Here is a 22,480-nt window from a genome sequence, read left to right as displayed (position 1 = left end):
GTCAATGGAAACCCAGCTGGGAAAAAACACGGTAAGGAAAGAAGCAAAAGATAAAGTAACAGGCGCAGCCCAATATACAAATGATATAACAGATTCGCCGATGCTCTACGCCAGATTATTAACAAGTGTTCATGCTCATGCCCAGATCATATCCATAGATACCAGGGAAGCTTCTGCTATGCCGGGGGTAAAAGCGGTCATTACTGCAAAAGACCATCAGGTTATCTGCGGATCCATGCTTCAGGACAGACCTCCCTTAGCCAGAGATAAAGTACGTTACTACGGGGAACCGGTTGCCATCGTTGTTGCAGATGATGAAATGCAGGCAAAGGCGGCTGTGAGAAAAATACTTGTAGAATATAAGCCTTTACCGGTTGTGAATTCCATAAAAGAGGCATTCAAAAGGAATCCTGTGATCATACATGAGTCTATCATGCTATATACAAAAGCTACGGAGGAAGTCTATCCTATAAAGGGAACCAATATCTGCCATCATCAAAAAATCAGAAAAGGCGATATGCAAAAAGGCTGGATGGATAGTGAAGTTGTTGTAGAGGGCAGTTTTTCACTGCCCCAGTCTGATCACGCCGCCATGGAAACAAGAGCGGTTCACTGTATGTTCATGCCGGATGGCAGTGTAAAGATCAAGACATCTTCCCAAGCTCCATATGAGGTCAAGGAATCAATCTGCAAATATCTTAATATTCCGGAGGGAAAGATTGTAGTCCAGGTTCCATTCGTTGGCGGTGCATTTGGAGGAAAGGCATGTATACAGCCAGAGGTGCTTGCAGTAATTGCGGCGATGAATGTTAAAGGAAAATGGATCAACCTGGCAAATACTAGAGAAGAAGATATGGTCACTTCTCCATGCCATTTGGGGTTGGAAGGAACCATAAGGATCGGAGCGAAAAAAAGCGGACAGATCATGGCGGCTGAAATGACATTCCAGATAGATACCGGTGCTTACTCTGACATTTCTCCTAAGATAACGAAAGCAATCGCAGCGGAGTGTGCCGGGCCCTACCGGATACCAAATATTCAATGCGATTGCTACAGTGTTTATACTAACCATCCCTATATAACCTCTTTCCGTGGGTTCGGTCATGAGGCACATACCTTTTGCCTTGAAAGAATGATGGATAAACTGGCTTTCGAAACAGGGCTGGATCCTTTTCAGCTAAGGCTGATAAACCTGGTTCAAGCCGGCGATCTAACTCCCACCCAAGTCAAAGTCACCGCCAGCAATACAGGGAATGCAGCAAAATGCCTTGAGAGGCTGAAAAAAGTCATTAACTGGGAGGAAGGTGCCCGCATCGCAGAAGAGAACGGTTTAGTCAGAGCAAAGGGGATCAGCTGCCTGATCAAAACCTCTGATACCCCCACAGATGCAGGCGCAAGCGCTGTTTTAACCTTTAATTCTGACGGAAGCATAAATCTTGATTGCGGGGCTGCGGAGATAGGGCCCGGAATGAAGACAACGGCAGCGCAGATATTAGCGGAAAAAATGAGAATCAGTGTCAATGACGTTTATGTAAAGCTGGATGTAAATACCCAGTCAACTCCGTATTTATGGAAAACCGTTGCCAGTATGACAACTTTTTTCGTTGGTCGGGCTGTATTGAATGCGGCAGATGATGCCATATCCCAGCTGATGAGTCTTGCATCCATTGCCCTGCGGTACCCGGCGGAAGACCTGGACTTTGAGAATAAAATGATATATGTAAAACATGATCCTGAGCTTTATGTCATGTTCGAGGACCTGGTAAAAGGTTACAAATTTTCTAACGGCAATTCTCTCAAAGGGCCTGTGATTGGACGGGGCAGCTATGTCATGAATCATCTGACCCCCCTTAATGAGGCATCGGGGCGGGGAACACCCGGCCGGAGCTGGACGGTAGGAGCCCAGGCCGTTGAAATTGAATATGATACCAGGCTTCACACCTACCGGCTGCTAAAAGCGGTTACTGTGATTGACGCGGGCAAGGTCATAAATCCTATGACTGCAAGAGGTGTGGTTATAGGCGGTATGTGTATGGGACTGGGACTTGGTACCAGTGAGGATTTTGTCTATAATGAAGATGGAATTGTAGAAGATACAAGCTTTCGCACCTATAAAATGATCCGATATGGTGAAAATCCGGAATATGTGGTTGATTTTGTAGAAACCCCTCAAATTGATGCGCCCTTTGGGGCCAGAGGTATTGCAGAGCACGGCATTATTGGAATACCTGCCGCATTGGCTAACGCTATATCATTGGCAGCTCATATTGATGTAAACCGGCTTCCCATCACGCCTGAATTCATATGGAGGGAAAGGATGAAACGATGATTCCTTTTGATTTTGATTATTTTAAACCAGAAAGCATGGATGAAGCATTTAAGTACTATCAAGACCTGCTTATTAATAATAAAAAACCTCTTTATTATGGGGGAGGAACAGAAATTATCAGTATGGCCAGGGTAGGGGGGATAGAATTTGATTCGGTCATTGATTTAAAAGGAATACCCGAATGCAGCCAGCTTGAGGTGAGCGGCGGGAAATTCAGGATTGGAGCCGCGCAAACCCTTACAAACATTGCGGAATACAATGCATATCCCTTATTGTCCAAAACCATAAAAAGAATTGCAGACCATACGATTCAGGGGAAGATCACCATAGGCGGCAATCTGGCCGGCACTATTAAGTACCGTGAAGCAGCCTTACCGTTAATGATAAGTGATTGCACCCTTCAGGTAATGACACGGAGCGGTTTAGCTGAATTGCCTTTTTCAAAGGCATTCAATGGAAAGCTGCAGCTTAGAAAAGGAGAATTTCTGGTATCCATATTGATCGAAGAAAATGATTTAAGTTACCCTTACAATCATGTAAAAAGGACAAAGCAGGAGAAAATAGATTATCCATTGATCACCATGGTGGCATCGAAAAACAATAAGGCCATAAAAACGGCGATTACCGGATATGGCGATTATCCAATTATTTTATCCGAAAGGATCATTAATCATAAATTATACAACATGGAACAGAAGATCAAAAAAATTATAAATTTAGCCCATAGTGATTGTAAAGGCGATTTGTCAGGAAGCAGGGAGTATAGAGAATTCGTATTAGAAAGCTTGCTTCAGGATATGTTTCATAATTTTGAAAAGATCGGATGATCCTTTCAGGAATTGAGGGATTGTATGCATTTATCAGGTAATAGTATTATAGTTCTTAATGTAAATGGTGAAGATAAAGCCGTTATGGTTAAGCCGTCCTATACTCTGCTTCATGTTCTTCGCGAGGAATTGTCATTAACCGGAGCCAAAAGCGGCTGTGAGAACGGAGATTGCGGCGCCTGCACGGTATTGATTGACGACATGCCGGTCAAATCCTGCCTGATGCTGGCGGTGGAGGCGGTCGGTCATAGGATCACAACCGTGGAAGGGCTTAAGAACGCTCCGATACAAGATGCATTTATTAGAAACTGGGGGTTTCAGTGCGGTTATTGTACTTCCGGCTTCCTGATGGTTTGCCATGCACTGGCCATGCACAAGCCAGATGCGGATGATCAAACCATAGAGGAATGGTTACAATCTAATCTATGCAGATGTACCGGTTATGAGGAAATTGAGAATGCCGTAAAATCAATATTATCAGGGAATTATTATTGAGAGAATCCGAATTTATTCGTATGATTCACATCTTGTCTGGCCGCCCCATACAATATAGTATCATAATGAAATGAGGTATATGATATGGGATGTTCTAATTCTTGGTCTGGTGGCTGCAACTGTAACAATACTTGCTGCAACCGGAATAATTGCTGTAATAATAGATGCCGTAACAATTGTAATGTTGATCCTTGTGCTGAAGCAAAAAGGGAGGCATATTGTGAAGGTTTCAGAGATGGCTGCAACGATCCATGCTGCAGGGGCAAAAGATAGGCGAGGCTGATAGCAAGATGAGCGGGTATCCGGTATTCCGGACCCGCTTTTTTATATTCATCCAACCGGTAGTTTTAGTATCATGAATTGCAGAATCAGCTTTTTCATGATATGATAATTCCAAAGTTAACCAATAGGTTTCATAAATCTTTAAGAGAGGATGCATGTCTATGGGAAATAAAAAAGGTATTATAGCTGAGTTTAAAGAATTTGTTTTACGCGGGAATGTGGTGGACCTGGCAGTTGGTGTGATTATCGGTGCTGCTTTTCAGACGATCGTCAATTCCCTGGTAAAGGATATTATATCGCCTTTGATCGGAGTGATTACCGGAGGAGTGGACTTCTCCAATAAATTTGTTCCTCTATATGCTGCTCAGGCTGGTGCGGATGTTTCCACACTTTCAGCTGCACAAGAACTTGGTCCGGTATTTGCTTATGGTTCCTTTATCACGGCAGTAATCAACTTTTTAATTATGGCTTCTGTTATTTTCATGATGATAAAAGTGATTAATACTCTGCGGGGGAAAAAGCAGCAGGCGGAACCGGCTGCTTCTACGGACAAGGAGTGCCCATTTTGCTTTACCCGTATCAATGGAAACGCTACCCGCTGCCCCAATTGTACAAGCCAACTTCCTGTACAGCCTGAAACAGTACAGGAAGATTAAAGGAATAGAAAACCGGGTTGCCAGATCAGTAAATTACATGATCGAGGAAAATAGTCCGAATACACGGTTTACATCCAATTGCCCAAATCCCCATATATTGTTGGGATAGCTGTAGGCAGGATTTCGTTGCGCTCCTCTTATTATTATACGGTTGACTTGTTCGCCTGTAATATAAGTAAAGTTGCCTTTGTTCTGAGTCCATTCAAAGATGATGGCAGCTGCACCCGCTGCAATGGCGGCTGAAGCGCCAGCGCCTGTTAAGGTCCCGTATTGATTTTCAGAAACCGCACAAGGTATCTGATAGCCTGGAGCTGCAATATCAGGTTTGACATAGCCGCTTCTTGTGAAACCTCTTCCTGATTCATCTAAGATATTAGAGGTTATCTGATTATAGGCGGCAGCGGTTAAGGTACGTCTGGAGTTTCCGGGAGAGGTTATGGTGATATCCGGATCGGAATTTAAAAAAAAGGTCCCATCTGATATTAAGTCTCCGCTGGGGAGCCAGGAATTAATAGTAAAAGGTTCATTTTCTATGTTTTGGACACGGAAGTACCAAATACCGGAAAGGGGATTCTCAAACCGCAATAATATCAGCTGGTCGCCGCTTTCCCTTTCAAAAATCATATTATTCACCCATAAGATGCTCTGGCTGTTCTGGAAAACATACTTATGGCAATCATTGAAGGAAGGATTGATCGACGAGACCTTTTCCCGGTCAGGTGCGGAAATTTCAATAGAAAGCCGTCCTGGAATGTGTGCCCAGATTTCCATTGAAAACTGCTTGTCACTTCCTGCTATATTCAACTGGAAATCATTAAAGTGGGGCGCAGATATGGTTCTGTTAAAATAGTGCCTGCCGCTGTTTCCCTGGTTTCCTGCTGATATGCTGACATCCACATCAGGATGTTGAACCAGGCTCTCAAGGTAGGTGCTTAAAACTCCCCTGCCATCGTGGCTTCCCTGGCTGCTGCTTAAAGCGATGCATATTACAATAGGACGTTTTAAGCGCTGACCTACGGAAATTAAATAGCGTACTCCAAGAACAATATCTGATTCCTGATAACATAGTTTGTCTTCCGGAACAGAATAAATCATTTTAAGATTTGACTTGGCTTCTTTTAATTTCACAACAACCAACTCTGAATTTGGAACAACGCCGCTAAACGTGTTCGTAGTGTCTGGAGAGCCTGCAGCGATACTTGCTATGGCTGTACCGTGGCCAATTGTATCAGTGGAAGGAACAGCGGAAAGTGGGTTTTCATATTGCAATGCATCATTTATGGCAGCTTTGGTATATTCCGTACCGAAAGTAAACCCATTGGGAGGCGGCCCAGCCTGTATGGTCTGGTCCCAAATGGAAAGGATCCGTGTTGTTTTATCCTTATTCATGAAAGCAGGATGCCGGTAATCAATTCCGGTGTCTACGATGCCGATAATCACTCCTTGCCCATATAAGGAATAATCATTTATTGGTGTGACGCTTGCCATGCCGGGTGTTGGAGGTGCTACATCAGCAGAAATGGTATAAAGAGTTGGAAAAGCATGGTAAGGATTTTGGCCGAGATCACATGGCTGCATATTATTTTTGGTTATATGCAGCAGGGAAAACCTGTCATTCAGCAATGTAACATCATCACTGACACCATAGGTAGGAACTAATAAATTACTTATAATCATGTCGTAATAATTATTGTCCAGTATTTTCTCCATAATTAAATCTCCCTGATAAGATCTGGTTATAGAACATATAGTATATTTTATGCAGCAATGCTACTGATATGAGCGCTGCCTGCCTGCAGGTGACGCCCCTTATTTTCTTATACTCATAATAGAGGTCCGGTTGCATAAAATATATCATATGTGCCAGTAGTATAGACAGGGAGGCCTGATCATGCAAAAAATATTGGATGATAATTATTATGACTTGATCATCAGTAATATAATGATTCCCACATATGATACCGGAGATAATATAACACCTATGGATTTAAGGCATTCTTTGGCTCATATCCCTGTTGATTCAGCGAATCCCTGCGACTTGGGAGTTTTTCCTTATAATGCATTTCCTTCTCTGTTGACCTTGAGCTCCACCGTCAGCCTTGAAAAATCCGGTATCGGAACGGTTCAGAGAAATCCTTATCTGGCTTTATTTGGCCGGGGAGTGATTGTTGCGGTTATAGATACCGGAATTGATTACCGGCATCAGGCGTTTTTATATAATGACGGAACGACCCGCATTCTTTCCATATGGGACCAGACCATTCAGGAGGGCGCACCGCCGGAGGGATTTACATACGGCACCGAATACACCAGGGAGTATATCAATGTTGCACTTAAGTCGGAAAATCCCTTATCCATAGTTCCTTCTGTGGATACCAATGGTCATGGTACGGCTATTGCAAGTGTAATTGCAGGAAAACCGAGCCTGGAGCAGGCGTTCAGCGGTGTTGTACCGGAATCCGACATTCTGGTTGTAAAATTGAAGCAGGCAAAGAGCAATTTGAAAAAAATATTTTTTGCACCTCCAGATGCTGAGTGCTATCAGGAGTCAGATTTAATCATTGGGATCAGTTATGTGACTACCGTTGCTCAAAGACTGAACCGTCCAATTACCATATGCATTGCAATGGGAACAAACCAGTCAAGCCATGACGGACGGGGTGCGACCAGCTTCATTACCAATTATTTGGCGCAGCAGCCGCATATAGGGATAACCATAAGCACCGGTAATGAAGCAAACAAACGCAGACATTACTTTAACAGCACCACAGCAGAACCTTACCAGAATAGTTTTGAATTAAGAGTCGGGGAAAATGACAAATTGTTTGCTATTGAGTTATGGCCGTTTGCTCCGGCCAGGCTGTCAATTGAAATAACCGCTCCAAACAGAGAGACAACGGGGCAGGTTTTTCCGGCCCTGGGAGAATGCAGAAGATTTGCCTTCGTATTTAACCCAAGCGTCATATGGGTGAATAATTATATTTTTGAAGAAGAGACCGGGGACCAGCTCATATTGATGCGTTTTCAGGATCCCCTGCCAGGAATTTGGAACATTCGGGTGGTGAACCTTGATAACGGACCATTTTCTTTTCATGCATGGCTGCCGTCAGGACAATTGATTTCAGAAGACACCTTTTTTGTTAATTCCAATCCGGATACTACCATAACTTCACCGGCAAATGCAACCAACCCCCTGACAGTTACCGCTTATAATCAGTTTAATGATACCGTACTGCCTGAATCCGGAAGAGGCTATACAAGAACAGGATTTGTTAAACCAGATATTGCAGCACCGGGATTTGAGCTTACCTGTGCAGTTCCGGGAAACCAATATGGCAGCATAACAGGAAGCGGGTCTGCGGCAGCTCAGGCAGCAGGAATTGTCGCCATGGTTTTTGAATGGGCGGTTCCAAGGGGAAATTATACCAATATTACCGGAAACGACGTAAACCGCCTGCTTATACGCGGAGCACAGCGAACCACCGGGACCACTTATCCCAACAATATCTGGGGATATGGTCAGATCGAGGTCAACACGCTGTTTGAAAGGCTTACAAATATTTAAACGGACAGCAGATCATGGATATTATTGCAGCTCGTTTTTATTTTATGATTGAGGTTATTGAAAACATTCGATATAATAGAAAGGCTGGCTTTCTGGAAAAAGTGTTAAAAAATAATTGGATACAGGAAAGAGGAGAAGGAATGGAAGATACGAAAAGGTGTGGGTTGGAAGCGCTTGAAAAAACGGCTGAAATCAGCGAATTCAAATGGTATATTTTTGATATCATAAATGAAGGGATGGAACAGGACGGAATTGAAAAAAGTAAATTCAGCCTGGATAAGGAGAAGGCAGATGCGGTCTGTTTCACAGTAGGGGATGGAAGTTTTTCAGTTTGCAGCAGAGGCAAAGAAGCAGCCAAACAGCACCATAATATTTATCATGCTGTCTGTGATTTTTTTAATAGAATCTATGAGAATGAGGCAAATGCAGAGAAAGCTGTGACTCGTTTCCTCATAAGAACTCTTGATTTACCGGCCCTGATGAAGAAGCCAAGCCGTTCCATGCTGAGAGACCAGATCAGCAAATGTCAGGAAGAGGTCGATGCCCTGGAAGAAAAGATAAAAAAGGAGCCGGGAAAAAAGGAAGAAACCATGCTTTCCCTTAATAGGGTTTATTTAAAAGGATTAAACGAGAAAATGGAAAGATATTTTGGGGAAACGATATAAGAAAAAATAATCTTTGTTTTATATGAATAAAACATCTGGATCAGGCCATAATAGGATTATACCAAAGATGAGTGAATACTTATCCTCCCCTTTTTAGTGAGAGAAGTCACGTAAACCAACGTTTATATGGCTTCTCTCATTTTTTTTGCGTTTATATAGAAAAACGGTTGCCCAAATGATTAACTTCAATAATGTTTCGGATTTAAATACCAGATGAGCAATCGGAGAATATAATCTTTTCGTAGGCTTTTCGTCTGAGGCAGCATTTATCTAAACTGTTGACATTATAACATCTCTGGATTTATAGTATTAAAAAGTATATAAGTAATAAACAATAAATTTGATTGAACAGCAGAAGAAGGGAGAACCAATGAAAGAATTAAAAACAGTAGAGGAATCCATGGTAGAACAGGTTCACCTTTTGATGCCTGCCCACATCAATGGAAGTGGTAGACTTTTTGGCGGGCAGCTTCTGGAGTGGATTGACGTCGTAGGCGCGATAACTGCCAAACGCCATGCTGAATGTAACACTACGACAGCTGCAATAGATAATCTTCAATTCAAGGCTGGGGCCTTTATTAATGACACCATTGTGCTGATAGGAAGATTAACCTATGTGGGTAATACTTCAATGGAAGTAAGAGTGGATACCTACTCCGAGGATCTTTCGGGAATACGAAAACCGATTAACCGTGCCTATCTGGTATATGTAGCAATTGATAAAGAGGGAACTCCTGTTAAAGTGCCGGGACTTAAGCTTACGACAGAAGGACAAAAGGCTGAATGGGACAGTGCGGTAAAGCGGAATGATTTACGTAAGTTAAGACGTAAGGAAGGCTTCTAAGATTATTAACCAAGCTTAAGTCTAAATGAAAAACTACGAATTAACAAACGAAACTTAACATTGATATTTATTGAGATTTGCTGTATTCTTCATATATATAAGTGAAAATAGAAAGGAATTTTTAAATATGAAAACAGAAATAACAGTCGCTTATGATAATATTAGTGAAATTAAAGAATTGTTTTTAGAGTATACTCATATGTTGGTTGAAAATGATCCTGATTTTGCTGAATATTTAAAAATCCAAAATTACGATTCAGAACTTGATCATTTGGCGGATAAATACGCACATCCAAATGGTAGATTATATTTAGCAAAAGTAGAAGATGAAGCAGTCGGCTGCATTGGTTTAAGAAAAATTGATGATGATAATTGTGAAATGAAAAGATTGTATGTTAAACCTGCATTCCGAGGACATAAAATTGCAAATAAGCTGGTGGAACTAATTATTAATGATGCGAAAGAAATCGGTTATAAAAGCATTCTGCTGGACACACTTCCCTTTTTGGAGGGAGCGATACGTTTGTATAAAAAACTTGGATTTTATGAAATCGAATCGTATAATAACAGTCCGATGGATAATTTAGTATATCTGAAGTTAGATTTGAATTAATAAATCATCATCACAGAAGAACCAGAGAGGAAGGATGTTATGGAATTTTATTTTAAGTCAAAAGGTGCAAAAACCCATCTTTACCGGGAAAGTGGGTTTATCGATGAGGATTTGGGGGAGCTGACGGAAACATTTTCCGGTAAACTGAAGACCAAAAATATTCTGGGTGAAAACTTTGAGTTGGAGGATATATCTGGCTTTTTTTCAAAAGGAAACAGGTATTCCATCAAAAGTTCGAAAGGATTAAATGGTATTATTGAGAAAAAGGGCTTCGGTGACAGATATATTTTAAAATAACGATGTTTTTATAGATATGCAGTAGATCGGGCATTGGATAATTATCCAGTGCCCTTCTTAATACTTTTAATTGTAATAATAGAATCAGGTGATTGAAGGCGTCCGGCACCCGCACCAAAAAGCGGCTGTCAGGCGGATAATCCTGGATATAAAAATAGAACATATGTTTTCAATTGCGGCATATCTGTGTTATAATATGCATAAGGATTAAACGAAAAAGTATTCCGTTAATACAGCAAGGAATCTGAACTTACGCCGTCGGGTTAAGCGAAAGCATCGAAAGAAGGTAGCTCATTGCAGTATCAATGACAGGACTTTCTGCAAATGCAGAAATCATAATAACCCAAAGTGATTCGTAAGGATGTCTGCTGTTCCTGAATTTGTTAATTGTCAGATCTGCTGAAAAAAACTGTTTTTCTTCATCTTCATGATCAAAGAATTTCTCTACTGAAGCATGCTGTTCACGAAGCATTACCGCCACATGTTGATAATCAGATATTTCTTTTAAAATAGCACCCTACCATAAACTGGCATTTACTGAGCAAAAAATATGAAAATATAGAAACTGGAATATAGTTTTTCATTTAACCAATAGAAATAAGACGGCAGACGAAAGGCCCGTTGGCTTAACTAAGAAAACAGATGCCGTATTATTCAATACCAGATAGAGGTTCTTTAGAAAATCACAATGATGTGGTTTTAATTTTTAATCACGAAACGAACATTTGTTCTAATATGAAAGGAGACTCGCGTATGATGATCACAAAAAACAACTTAAATGAAATATTATTTGAAAACCAGGATGCAAGACTGTTAATAGAGCGGGTAGTTTCCCTTACGCAAGCGACTCTATATTATTATCATGACGATGAGATTACCGTAGAGAAGGCATTGGAGATCTACAACCGAGCAATGAGAGCGGAAGAGGAAGATGCCTTCTCCTGTGTATCATTCCTGGATTTTTCCAGGGAAAAAAGCAAATTGCTGTGTTCAGGAAATCCTTGCTGAAATTCTTGCAGAATTGGCTCTTAGGATATGGATTATTTTCTAAGAAAAATTAAAACAATTCAAAACTGGATGAAATAATAAAAAATATTGACATAAATAATAAAATTATGTATAATTCAAATAATTTCATAGGCGAAATGCCGATGAATTAAGACGAAACAAGAAAAACAATATCAAAAGGAGAGGGAAAAATGAAAAAAAGAGTATTAGCTTTAGGCACTGTAGCCTGTCTTGCTATAGGAACCCTGACAGGTTGTGGCTTTACCGGGTCAACCAGCAGCCCCACCACCGGAGGATCTACCCAAAGTGTGGAATCAAGTGAAGCCGCTTCTGACAAAAAGGAGGCTCCGGCAGCCGGTGATCAGGTGCTTAGTGTATATGCAAATGCTGAGATCAAAACTCTGGTACAATGGGCGGCTTCTGACAATCAGTCATCAAAGGTGAACAATAACGCATTTGAAGGACTGCTTCGCCTGGATGAAAATCATGATGCGCAGCCTGCACTCGCGGAAAGCTATGATGTTTCCGATGATAAACTTACATACACCTTTCATTTGAGAGACGGTCTGCAATGGAGTGACGGAACTCCTTTGACAGCAAATGATTTTGTATTTGCCTGGTTAAAGCAGATGAGTGCGGAGGCCACCAATGGCTACAGCTTCATTATGACAGACTACATTGTAAACGGCGCTGAGTATAACGAAGGCAAAGCCAGTGCAGAAGATGTGGGAGTAAAGGCCCTTGATGACAAGACCTTCCAGGTGATTTTAAAAGCACCTACCCCTTATTTCTCCCGGTTAACTGTTCTTTGCCAGTTCTTCCCGTTAAATGAAGCATACGTCACCTCAAAAGGCGACCAGTATGGTTTAAGCGCAGAGAATATGATTTACTGCGGCCCATATGTTATTACCAGCTATGATCCGGCGGTAGGGGCTACCTTGAAAAAGAATGATAAATACTGGGATGCTGCAAATGTGAAGGTTGAAAATGCTCAGGTAAGAGTAATGAAGGATGCTTCTGCAGCCCTTAATGCTTATCTGGCCGATGAACTGAGCCAGGTGGCTCTTGATTCTGCCAACGTAGCTGCTTATCAGAATAATCCGGAATTCAGTTCTAAGAGTGAGTTCAGAACCGAGTATCTGCAGTTCTCCTTGAGCAATCCGGTTATGGCAAACAAAAATATCCGCAGAGCTGTTTCTATGGCCATTGACCGTGAGACCTTAGTTAAGGCAATTCTTGCCGATGGCTCTGCTCCAAGTGCCGGTCTGATTGCGGAAGGCATGTATGGAAACGAAAGCAAAAGCTTCCGTGATTTAAACGGAAACATCTGTCAATTTGATGCAGATCAGGCTAAGAAATACTGGGAAGAGGGCTGTAAGGAATTGGGACAGACACCAACCCTTACTTTGCTGGTAAGAGATGATTCTGTGACAAAAGCGGTTGCAACCTACATACAGAGCGAATTAAATAAGAATTTAGGCATTGATATCGTAATCGATACCAAGACGGTACAGGCAAGAAATGAGTTAATGGATAACGATAATTACATGTTTGCATCTACCGCATGGGGCGCCGATTATGATGATGCCATGACATACCTTGATTTATGGACCAACGGCACTCCATACCGCGGCTCCTATCAAAATGAACAATATAATAAGCTGATTAGCGACGCAAGAGTTGAAACCGATGACGCCAAGCGTCTGGATATGTTGCTGCAGGCGGAGAATCTTCTAATTGATGAGGATGTGATCGTTGCACCTTTGTACCATAGAGGTTCTGCAACCCTTACAAAATCCAATGTGAAAGGATTGATCAATCATCCGTTCGGGCCGGATGTGGAATTTAAATACGCTTATTTTGAGTAAGCCGCAGCGGACAGTGATTTGACCTGATACGGAATGCGGAAAATGAGAAGAGCCGTCCTTCCCTTTTCAAAATTGAAAAAGGACGGCTCTTTTTAAAATCTCAGGAGAATATGAATGCAAAGGAGGACACAGCATGATAAAATATATCTGCAAGCGACTGATATATCTGGCGCTGACATTATGGGTCATTGTAACAGCTACTTTTTTTCTGATGAAAAAGCTGCCAGGATCTCCTTTTGATGCGGAGCGCTTTAATATGATGTCTGTTCAGCAGCAGCAGGCCATTTTAGAGCAATATGGGCTGAATGAGTCTGTGCCCCGGCAATACGTAAAGTATATGGGAAATATCCTGCATGGAGATTTCGGAACATCCTTTACCTATACCGGACAGAAGGTATCTACCGTAATCGGAGGAAGGATCGGCCCCTCCGCATTAATTGGCCTTCAGGCGGTCCTGATCGGTCTGGCTGTTGGCCTGACATTGGGAATTATCGCGGCGTGGAGACATAACAGCGGGATTGACTATTTTACTATGATCGTAGCAGTCCTTGGAGTTTCTGTACCTAATTTTGTAGCTGCGGCTCTTTTGCAGTATTACGTGGCCTTAAAATGGGGAATCCTGCCCGTTGGTTTTTGGACTGACTGGAAATGTTCGGTGCTTCCGTCCATTGCCTTGTCCTTTTCTGCGACAGCCATGATCGCCCGGTTTATCCGGACTGAGATGCTGGAGGTGTTGGAGCAGGATTACATCGTCACTGCCAAAGCCAAGGGACTTAGCCCAATGAAGGTACTCATGCGCCATGCGGTAAGAAATTCGATCATCCCTGTGGTGACGATTCTGGGGCCAATTGTTGTAAATCTGCTGACAGGCTCCCTTGCTGTTGAGAATATTTATACCATCCCTGGAATCGGCAGCTTATTTGTAGACAGTATAAAGGCTAATGACTATTCCACGATCATGGGAATCACGATCTTTTACAGCGCTTTCTATATTTTTGTAGTGCTGATCGTTGATATCGCTTATTCCCTCATTGATCCCAGGATTCGTCTGGCAGCCGGTAAGGAGGGGTAAGCATGGATGAATTATTTGTAAAGGCATATGTGGATGAATCGGAGAAAGAACATATTGCCCGACCCAATTTAACAGCCCTTCAAGATGGCTGGCTTCGATTGAAAAAAAATAAGGCGGCAGTTGTTTGCCTGTTTACATTGATTGCAATCGGGCTTCTTGCAATACTGGCACCGGAGTTTTCAAGATATTCTTATAAAGAAACGAATTATGATATCATTTATCAGATTCCCTCCATGAAGCATCTCTTCGGAACGGATCAGTTCGGACGTGACCTTTGGGTCAGGACATGGATGGGTACCCGCATTTCCCTTCTCATTGCCTTTGTGGCAGCTCTTTTGGATTTAACATTGGGAGTGACCTATGGAGCGGTTTCTGCTTTGGCCGGCGGGAAAGTGGATGCCGTTATGCAGCGAATCATTGAAGTACTGGTGGGTATTCCTCATTTGATCATCGTCATCCTTTTGATGATGGTTATGCCGGCAGGTATTTGGACGATTGTAGTGGCTCTCTCCATTACCGGCTGGGTGAATATGGCACGACTGGTCCGCGGATCCATATTAAAGCTTAAGAATCAGGAGTTTGTGCTGGCAGCCAGAGTGCTGGGAACCAGTACTACCGGAATCATATGGAAACATCTGATCCCCAATACAGTGGGAGTCATTGTCATCAATGCCATGTTTACCATTCCGTCCGCCATATTTACAGAGGCATTTTTAAGCTTTATCGGCATCGGCATGCAGGAACCAAAAGCATCTTTAGGAGTCTTGATCAACAACGGTTACCAGGTGCTTCGCAATTTCCCCCACGTATTGATTTTCCCGGCAATCGTGATCGTCCTGATTATGGTATGCTTCAGCATTCTTGGAGACGGCTTGCGGGATGCTCTGGATCCAAGAATGAGAAAGTAGGTGAGACGTCATGAGCAGATTATTGGAAGTCAATCAGTTGCAGGTACATATAAAGACACAGCATGGCGTAGTACAGGCGGTGCGCGGGATTAGCTTTTATCTGGATGAGCAGGAAACTTTGGCAATCGTGGGAGAATCCGGCTCTGGTAAATCCATTTCCGTGAAAAGCATTATGGGCCTGCTTCCGAAGAATGGAAAGATCGTTGGAGGCAGTGTGCTCCTGGAAGGTAAGGATCTTTCCAAATACAGCGAGCGTCAGATGCAGACGGTACGGGGATCGGATATTTCTATGATATTTCAGGATCCTATGACCTCTTTAAACCCTACTATGACCATAGGAAATCAGATTGTAGAGGTATTAAAAGAGCATCGGAAGGATATGACTAAAGTTCAGATGAAGAATCGGGCTCTTGAGTTGATTTCTCTAGTTGGAATTTCCAATCCGGAAACAAGGTTTGACCAATACCCTCACCAGCTTTCCGGCGGCATGAGGCAAAGAGTCGTGATCGCAGTGGCTTTGGCCTGTGATCCAAAGATTTTGATCGCAGATGAACCGACCACGGCTTTGGACGTAACCATACAGGCACAGATTCTGGATCTGATGAAGGACTTGCAGAAGAAAATTAAAACCTCTATTATTATTATCACCCATAATCTGGGAGTTGTAGCGAATATTGCGGACCGGGTTGCCGTTATGTATGGAGGCCAGCTGGTGGAAAGTGCTGATGTGCGTGAGCTGTTTTACCAGACGGAACATCCTTATACGAAGGGACTTCTGGCTTCCATACCAAAAGCTTCCCATAAAGGGGGCGAGCTGACGGCCATTCATGGGACTCCGCCGGATCTGATGGATCCGCCAAAAGGCTGTCCATTTGCAGCCAGATGCACAAAAACCATGGAGGTCTGCAGACAGTATCCTCCGGAGGATATGCTTTGCGGCGAGAGCCACCATGCGCGCTGCTGGCTTCTTGATGAGCGGGCAAAGGCTTTCAGGGAATAGGAGGAAATCATGATGTCGGCAGAAAAGAAACCATTATTAGAAGTAAAGCATTTGAAAAAATATTTCCAGGTAGGAAAAAATCAGATATTGAAAGCAGTGGACGATGTCAGTCTGGATATATATAAGGGAGAAACCCTTGGTCTGGTGGGAGAAAGCGGCTGCGGGAAGTCTACCTTTGGCCGGACCGTAATCCAGCTGTATGAGCCAACGAATGGCCGGATCGTATATGACGGACAGGTAATTAACAGCAGTTTGGCGGCAGCGGAGCGCCATAGCTTCACAAGAAAGATGCAGATGATTTTTCAAGATCCTTATGCATGTCTTAATCCGCGGATGAAGGTTATAGATATTGTTGCAGAGGGAATTGATGCTCATGGAATCTTAAGCGGGGAGGAACGGAGAAAGAAGGTACTTGAACTTCTGGAAACGGTAGGGCTTTCCGAAGAACATGCAAACCGCTTCCCTCACGAATTTTCCGGCGGACAGCGTCAGCGGGTGGGGATTGCCCGGGCATTGGCTGTGGATCCGGAGTTTGTGATCTGTGATGAACCTATTTCCGCGCTGGATGTTTCCATTCAGGCACAGGTGATCAACTTACTGAAAGAGCTGCAGGAGAAGAGAGGGCTTACCTATCTGTTCATCGCTCATGATCTTTCTATGGTTAAGCACATCAGTGACCGGATCGGCGTTATGTACCTGGGGGCCATGGTGGAACTGACAGACAGTGAAAGCCTGTTTGAGGCTCCGCTCCATCCCTATACCCAGGCATTGCTTTCCGCAATTCCTATCCCTGATCCTGATGTGGAAAAGAGCCGCAGCCGGATCATGCTGGAGGGAAGCCTGCCAAATCCTGTTAATTTGAAGGAAGGCTGCCGGTTTGCTTCCCGCTGCCCTTATGCAGAGCAGCTGTGCCGGGAAAAAACACCGAAAATGAAAGAAGTCAGGCCAGGGCATTTTGCAGCCTGCCACAAGGCAGTGTAGAATGCCGGCAACAAAATATAGATGGTTAGGAGAAAATAATGAAAGACTATATCTTGGAGGTCTGTGTGGATTCTGTGGAATCCGCTAAAGCAGCGGTACAGGGAGGCGCCGACAGGCTGGAGCTCTGTGCAAATCTGGTGATTGGGGGAACTACCCCTGGCGTTAGTCAGTTTAATCAGATCCGCAAAGCCTGTGATGTTCCAATCAACGTTCTGATACGGCCCCGGTATGGAGATTTTCTGTATACAGATCATGAATTTCAGATGATCTCAGAGGATGCACAGATGTATCGGAATCTTGGCGCGGATGGGATTGTCGTGGGATTTTTAAAACCGAATGGGGATCTTGACATGGAACGGCTGAAAGTGCTCAGAGAAAAGGCGGGAACGGGAAACATGACCCTTCACAGAGCTTTTGATGTATGCCGGGATCCTTACAGGAGCCTGAAAGAGGCCATTGAGACAGGGGTGGATACCATACTGACCTCCGGACAGCAGAACACCTGCATGGAAGGAAAAAAGCTTTTAGGGGAACTGATGGAACAGGCGGCTGGCCAGATCGACATTTTGGTAGGCAGCGGAGTCAATGTAGATGCCATTGCCTGCCTGATGGATGAAATAGATGCCCGGTGTTTTCACATGTCTGGAAAGACAATCGTGGACAGCGGCATGATCTACCGGAAGGAAAATGTAAATATGGGAATACCGGGAATTGGGGAGTATGATATTTTCCGTACAGAAGAGGAACAGATTCGCCGGGCAAAAAGGCTGATGGAGGAGAAAGCATGTTTACGGAAGAACGTTTAGACAGGATTTTACAACTCCTTCACGATCAGGGTATGGTGAAAGTAAAGGATTTAAGCGCCCTTTTTCAGGTGACAGAAGACTGTATACGCAAGGACTTAAAAAACTTAGAAAATGCCGGAAAGCTGAAACGGACCTATGGCGGAGCCTTATTATCCCAGGATTATCCTCTGAAACGAGATGTAATTGACCGGAGAGATACAAACATTGAAAAAAAGAATTTAATTGCTCAGAAGGCTTTTGAACTGATCAGAAGCAATGAAACCATATTTCTGGATATTTCCACCACGAATATCATGGTGGCGGAACGGCTTGCCAAATCCCACAAACGGTTGACCGTGGTGACGAACATGATCGATATTATGCAGACACTGGCAGTAAATCCGGATATCACTTCCATTGGAACCGGAGGAATCATGTACCGCACGGTAAACGGCTTTATGGGGGCAGCTGCCATTGAGATCATCAAGCAGTACAGCTTTGACAGGGCCTTTATCGGGACCTGCGGCCTGGACCTTACGGACAATTCCATTACCACCTTAGGAGTGGAGGATGGTCTGACAAAAAAAGCGGCCATTGCCAGCAGCAGGCACAAATATCTGGTAATGGAAAAGGATAAGTTCTACTTTAATGATTCCTATAAATTTGCTCATTTTGATGACATAGACGGAATCATCACGGACTCCATGCCTGATGAGGCAACAGCCAGGAAGCTTTACTCTGCAGGAGTTACTATTCAGTAACTTCCGCAGGACTGCCCGGGTCAGAAAATAATTAATTGATTTCGCAAAGGAGAATATAGTCATGTTTTCAGAACATTTGCAGAGATATGCCCAGGAAAAATATGAGCTTAGACTTCCCTTTCTTGGAGGTCTTAAGGAAGAAATTGAAAGGGCAATGGAACGGTGTACTCCTATAGAACAGGTACTCATGAAATTTTTATATGGGACAATGCCCTTACGGGATGCTGGGGAATATGATTTTGACCTGTTTCTTGGATATGTTAAGCATTCCATCATGGTTTATGAACAAATGGAATGGTGCCAGGAAATTCCGGAAGATATGTTCCTCCATCATATTTTATATTACAGGATCAATACGGAGAATATCGAAGACTGCCGAAGATTTTTCTATGACAAATTGGTCGACCGGATCAAAGGGCTTTCCGTAAGGGAGGCGGTGCTGGAAATCAATTATTGGTGTGCGGAGAATGGAACCTATGAGGCTTCAGACAACAGAACCATATCTCCTGTGACTGTGTATAAATCCGGGAAGGGCAGATGTGGGGAAGAATCTACGTTTGCTGTAACGGCTTTCCGGAGTGTGGGAATTCCTGCCAGACAGGTGTATACCCCCAGATGGGCTCATTGTGATGACAATCATGCATGGGTTGAAGTGTTTGTGGAAGGAAAGTGGCATTTTCTGGGAGCCTGTGAGCCGGAAGAAGTGCTGGATAAGGGGTGGTTTACCAATGCTTCCTCCAGGGCATTGCTGGTACACACCAGAACCTTCTCCGATTATTCCGGTGATTCAGAGACGGAATGTCTGGGGAAAGAAGATTTAATGGTCTATTATAATGGGACAGCAACCTATGCCCTGACCAAATCTTATGAGATCCAGGTGCTTGATGAGGATAAAAACCCAGCAGAGAATGTCCATGTTTCTTTTGAGATCCTTAATATGGCGGAATACTGCAGCGTGGTAAACTTATATACAGACAGGAACGGAAAGGTATCCCTTACCGTTGGTCTTGGAGATGTTCATGTCCGTGCTATGAAGGAAGGGTTATGCTGTGAGGCGTGGATTTCTCCGGAGGATGAAGATGGAACGGTTCTGGTGTTAAAGAAAGAAGAGGAGAAATCCGGAATAAATGCCTGGGTGGATGCGGACGTCAGAGCTCCAAAGGATTACCCCGTAAATCCGGTGAAGCTTACAAAAGAACAAAAGGAAAGAAACAGAAAACGAATCCAAGAGGCTAATCAGATGCGGGAAGTCAGGATCGCAGGGTACTTTAAGGAGGAAGAGGCTTCCTCATATTCTGATGAATCAGAGATCCTCCGGTTGTCTGCCGGTAACTTTGACGAGATTTACAACTTTCTTTCCAAGGATCAAAATCCGGACCGTAAGGCCATGCTTAACAGCCTGACTGTAAAAGATTATAAGGATGCAAGGGCAGAGATTCTGGAAACCCATCTTACAGGGGCCGCCCCATATCGTAAGAAGTGGGAGGAGAACGGACATCTGGATATATATGTAAAATACATTCTTTGTCCAAGAGTTTTGCTGGAAGAAATGACCGATTACAGGGGATTTATTGAGGGATTTTTCAATGAGGACGAAAAGGAAGAATTCCGTAAAAATCCTGAAACCATTTGGGAATATGTGAAGCAGCATATCGGTTTTGAATCAAAGCTGGACTACAAGACGATTTGCTCCACTCCGGCAGGCAGCCTTAAGCTTTTACAGAGCAATCCCCTTAGCCAGAAGATATTATTTGTCTCTATATGCCGGACATTTGGCATTCCGGCCCGGATCAACCCGGTGAATCTGGAAGCTGAGGTTTATGAGACAGGAAGATTCGTATCAATATCGGGGGCAGATGAGATCGTAAAAGACAGGACCGAAGAGACAGGAAAGCTGGTACTTTATGGGGAAACAGACAATCTGTGGACGTATTACCAGACATGGACCATTGGAAGGCTAAAAGAGGGGCAGTTTGTGTCTCTGGATTATACCGGCCTAAAATTTTCCGGCGGCGTTTTAAAGCTGGACTTAGAGCCTGGTATCTACCGTCTGATCACCTCTGTCCGTCTTCCCAGCGGAAACCAGAACGCCAGCGAGTATGTCTTTGAATTAAAAAAGGATGAAGAAAAGTCTGTGACCATGCGCCTGCGGGCAGGAAGCCTGGATGATATGCTGGTTGATAACATGCTGGATGATTTTGAAGTAACCATAAAAGAGGAAAATGAGAAAGAAAAGACGGTTCCGGCATCAGTGCTTATGGAAGGAAAGAGCAATATTCTTGCCATCCTGTCTGAGGGTCAGGAACCAACCGAACACGTTCTTAACGAAATGCTGGAACAAAAGGAAGCCTTGGAATCCCTTGATGCTCAGATTATTTTCCTGCTGCAAAGTGAAACGTCATTACAGAACCGGACCATCAGTAAAGTCCTGGAAGCAATTCCTCAAATAAAGGTGGGTTACATAAGCTTTGATGATACGGTAGAACCACTGGCTAGAAGAATGTATGTGGATCCGGAGAAGCTGCCTCTTCTAATTGTTACCGACCCTGGCTTGAAAGCTGTCTACGGATGCAGCGGCTACAATGTTGGAAGCGTGAATCTAATGATGAAGCTTCTGAGGTTAAGCAGGAATAGGCTTTAAAAGAACATAAGTGTATAGGAAGAGACGCAGAGAATTGTAAAATAAGAAAAAACATTTTGCAAAATATATAAAGATGTTATATACTGTTTGTTGGAGTACTACTGGAAGTCAAATACCTTGCAGCAAGCTGGGGGCCGTTTGACTCCGTTGGCAGCTGCCAAAGTCAGGCTCGCTTGATCTTGGCTCATTGCCTTCATGAGAATAACAGACAAAAGGATGGTTTGAACATGGCTATTTTAGAAAATTGGAGAAACTTGGCATACGGCGATGGGCTGGATGATAAAGGAAAAGAAGAATTATGGACCGAGTATTTCAAAGTAGAAAAGGGAATCTATGAGCATATTCTTTCCAAACCAGAGGAAGCGGTAGAGGGAACGGTAGAGGATCTGGCAAAGAGATATGGTACAGATGTCCAGACAATGACCGGATTTTTAGATGGAATTAATGAAAGCTTAAAGGGGTATGAAAATCCTATTGAGACCATGGACGAGCAGACCGTGGTAAAAATAGAGATCGATCCGGAAAAGCTGTATTATAATATGGTAGAGGCTAAAGCAGAATGGCTGTATAATCTTCCTGAGTGGGAGGCAATACTGTCAGAAGAAAAGAAAAAAGAGCTTTATAAAAAGCAGAAAGCTTCTGGAACCATTGTTAAGGGAGCAAAGGTTGGAAGAAACGATCCATGTCCATGCGGCAGCGGCAAGAAATATAAAAAGTGCTGCGGATCCAACCAGTAATCCAATGCTGCCCTGGCAGCAGGATAAAGAGACAGGAAGGCAGGTACCTCTTTATGAGTTACCTGCTTTGTTTTTGGATACCTTAATAATGCCCAAAAAGCATGGGCAAGAGAGAGGAAACACCCTGCGGGTATACCTTAATGCCC

The 22,480-nt window shown here is 43.4% G+C and carries 22 protein-coding genes; 20 read left to right on the top strand and 2 right to left on the bottom strand.

Translation table 11 applies throughout. From position 1 onward, the window contains the following. Positions 1–4: 4 nt before the first annotated feature. The 5 genes from BMX69_RS08975 to mscL all read left to right on the top strand — a co-directional run bounded on the left by BMX69_RS08975 (position 5) and on the right by mscL (position 4,589). Positions 5–2,329 (top strand): xanthine dehydrogenase family protein molybdopterin-binding subunit, encoded by a 2,325-nt coding sequence (locus tag BMX69_RS08975; protein WP_100042167.1) that lies wholly within the window; start codon positions 5–7, stop codon positions 2,327–2,329. Next, positions 2,305–3,156, top strand: coding sequence for an FAD binding domain-containing protein (locus tag BMX69_RS08970; RefSeq protein WP_242941389.1), 852 nt, complete (start codon positions 2,305–2,307; stop codon positions 3,154–3,156). The genes BMX69_RS08975 and BMX69_RS08970 overlap by 25 nt, the downstream gene beginning before the upstream one ends. Positions 3,157–3,180: 24 nt before the next feature. Beyond that, positions 3,181–3,651: a (2Fe-2S)-binding protein gene (locus tag BMX69_RS08965; RefSeq protein ID WP_054790958.1), complete on the top strand. Its 471-nt coding sequence runs from the start codon at positions 3,181–3,183 to the stop codon at positions 3,649–3,651. 79 nt (positions 3,652–3,730) lie between these two features. Continuing rightward, positions 3,731–3,934 carry a hypothetical protein gene (locus tag BMX69_RS08960; RefSeq protein ID WP_054790959.1) on the top strand — a complete coding sequence of 68 codons (204 nt, stop codon included), beginning with the start codon at positions 3,731–3,733 and terminating at the stop codon, positions 3,932–3,934. A 160-nt stretch (positions 3,935–4,094) separates the two neighbouring features. Then, positions 4,095–4,589: a large conductance mechanosensitive channel protein MscL gene (gene mscL, locus BMX69_RS08955; protein ID WP_100042165.1), complete on the top strand. Its 495-nt coding sequence runs from the start codon at positions 4,095–4,097 to the stop codon at positions 4,587–4,589. A gap of 33 nt (positions 4,590–4,622) precedes the next feature. Here the strand turns inward: mscL and BMX69_RS08950 are convergent, their stop codons facing one another. Beyond that, the gene (locus tag BMX69_RS08950) at positions 4,623–6,299 is read right to left on the bottom strand and encodes a S8 family peptidase (RefSeq protein WP_054790961.1); all 1,677 of its coding nucleotides are present in this window, start codon (positions 6,297–6,299) and stop codon (positions 4,623–4,625) included. A 181-nt stretch (positions 6,300–6,480) separates the two neighbouring features. On the opposite strand from BMX69_RS08950, the gene BMX69_RS08945 reads away from it, so the two are divergent. From BMX69_RS08945 to BMX69_RS08925, 5 genes are all read left to right on the top strand, one after another. Continuing rightward, positions 6,481–8,154 carry a S8 family peptidase gene (locus BMX69_RS08945; RefSeq protein WP_100042164.1) on the top strand — a complete coding sequence of 558 codons (1,674 nt, stop codon included), beginning with the start codon at positions 6,481–6,483 and terminating at the stop codon, positions 8,152–8,154. A 140-nt stretch (positions 8,155–8,294) separates the two neighbouring features. Continuing rightward, on the top strand, positions 8,295–8,819 hold the full coding sequence (locus BMX69_RS08940; RefSeq protein WP_147297057.1) for a hypothetical protein: 525 nt from the start codon (positions 8,295–8,297) through the stop codon (positions 8,817–8,819). Positions 8,820–9,189: 370 nt separating this feature from the next. Then, positions 9,190–9,663: an acyl-CoA thioesterase gene (locus BMX69_RS08935; protein WP_054790964.1), complete on the top strand. Its 474-nt coding sequence runs from the start codon at positions 9,190–9,192 to the stop codon at positions 9,661–9,663. A 127-nt stretch (positions 9,664–9,790) separates the two neighbouring features. Next, positions 9,791–10,276 carry a GNAT family N-acetyltransferase gene (locus tag BMX69_RS08930; RefSeq protein ID WP_100042162.1) on the top strand — a complete coding sequence of 162 codons (486 nt, stop codon included), beginning with the start codon at positions 9,791–9,793 and terminating at the stop codon, positions 10,274–10,276. A 39-nt stretch (positions 10,277–10,315) separates the two neighbouring features. After that, entirely contained in the window at positions 10,316–10,573 is a 258-nt protein-coding gene (locus BMX69_RS08925; RefSeq protein ID WP_025233355.1) for a hypothetical protein, read from the top strand. A 250-nt stretch (positions 10,574–10,823) separates the two neighbouring features. Here BMX69_RS08925 and BMX69_RS08920 read toward each other — a convergent pair whose 3' ends face one another. Then, complete coding sequence (locus BMX69_RS08920) at positions 10,824–11,045, bottom strand: hypothetical protein (RefSeq protein ID WP_054790966.1); 222 nt, start codon at positions 11,043–11,045, stop codon at positions 10,824–10,826. Between the two features lie 281 nt (positions 11,046–11,326). Here BMX69_RS08920 and BMX69_RS08915 point away from each other — a divergent pair, with 281 nt between their 5' ends. From BMX69_RS08915 to BMX69_RS08870, 10 genes are all read left to right on the top strand, one after another. Further along, the gene (locus tag BMX69_RS08915) at positions 11,327–11,581 is read left to right on the top strand and encodes a hypothetical protein (RefSeq protein ID WP_100042161.1); all 255 of its coding nucleotides are present in this window, start codon (positions 11,327–11,329) and stop codon (positions 11,579–11,581) included. A gap of 191 nt (positions 11,582–11,772) precedes the next feature. Next, complete coding sequence (locus tag BMX69_RS08910) at positions 11,773–13,449, top strand: peptide ABC transporter substrate-binding protein (protein ID WP_100042160.1); 1,677 nt, start codon at positions 11,773–11,775, stop codon at positions 13,447–13,449. Positions 13,450–13,582: 133 nt separating this feature from the next. Continuing rightward, positions 13,583–14,521, top strand: coding sequence for an ABC transporter permease (locus BMX69_RS08905; RefSeq protein ID WP_100042159.1), 939 nt, complete (start codon positions 13,583–13,585; stop codon positions 14,519–14,521). Between the two features lie 2 nt (positions 14,522–14,523). After that, complete coding sequence (locus BMX69_RS08900; RefSeq protein WP_025233351.1) at positions 14,524–15,429, top strand: ABC transporter permease; 906 nt, start codon at positions 14,524–14,526, stop codon at positions 15,427–15,429. A gap of 10 nt (positions 15,430–15,439) precedes the next feature. Then, entirely contained in the window at positions 15,440–16,429 is a 990-nt protein-coding gene (locus tag BMX69_RS08895; RefSeq protein WP_100042158.1) for an ABC transporter ATP-binding protein, read from the top strand. 9 nt (positions 16,430–16,438) lie between these two features. After that, complete coding sequence (locus tag BMX69_RS08890) at positions 16,439–17,410, top strand: ABC transporter ATP-binding protein (RefSeq protein WP_100042157.1); 972 nt, start codon at positions 16,439–16,441, stop codon at positions 17,408–17,410. 38 nt (positions 17,411–17,448) lie between these two features. Beyond that, positions 17,449–18,216 carry a copper homeostasis protein CutC gene (locus tag BMX69_RS08885; protein ID WP_100042156.1) on the top strand — a complete coding sequence of 256 codons (768 nt, stop codon included), beginning with the start codon at positions 17,449–17,451 and terminating at the stop codon, positions 18,214–18,216. Then, on the top strand, positions 18,195–18,956 hold the full coding sequence (locus tag BMX69_RS08880) for a DeoR/GlpR family DNA-binding transcription regulator (RefSeq protein ID WP_092250318.1): 762 nt from the start codon (positions 18,195–18,197) through the stop codon (positions 18,954–18,956). The genes BMX69_RS08885 and BMX69_RS08880 overlap by 22 nt, the downstream gene beginning before the upstream one ends. A 61-nt stretch (positions 18,957–19,017) precedes the next feature. Next, the gene (locus tag BMX69_RS08875; protein ID WP_100042155.1) at positions 19,018–21,597 is read left to right on the top strand and encodes a transglutaminase-like domain-containing protein; all 2,580 of its coding nucleotides are present in this window, start codon (positions 19,018–19,020) and stop codon (positions 21,595–21,597) included. A gap of 227 nt (positions 21,598–21,824) precedes the next feature. Then, the gene (locus tag BMX69_RS08870; protein ID WP_100042154.1) at positions 21,825–22,334 is read left to right on the top strand and encodes an SEC-C metal-binding domain-containing protein; all 510 of its coding nucleotides are present in this window, start codon (positions 21,825–21,827) and stop codon (positions 22,332–22,334) included. Positions 22,335–22,480 lie beyond the last annotated feature (146 nt).

The sequence above is a fragment of the Lacrimispora sphenoides JCM 1415 genome (assembly GCF_900105615.1).
In the GTDB taxonomy this organism is placed as follows: Bacteria; Bacillota; Clostridia; order Lachnospirales; family Lachnospiraceae; genus Lacrimispora; species Lacrimispora sphenoides.
This window is presented reverse-complemented; position numbering and strand designations above follow the sequence as displayed.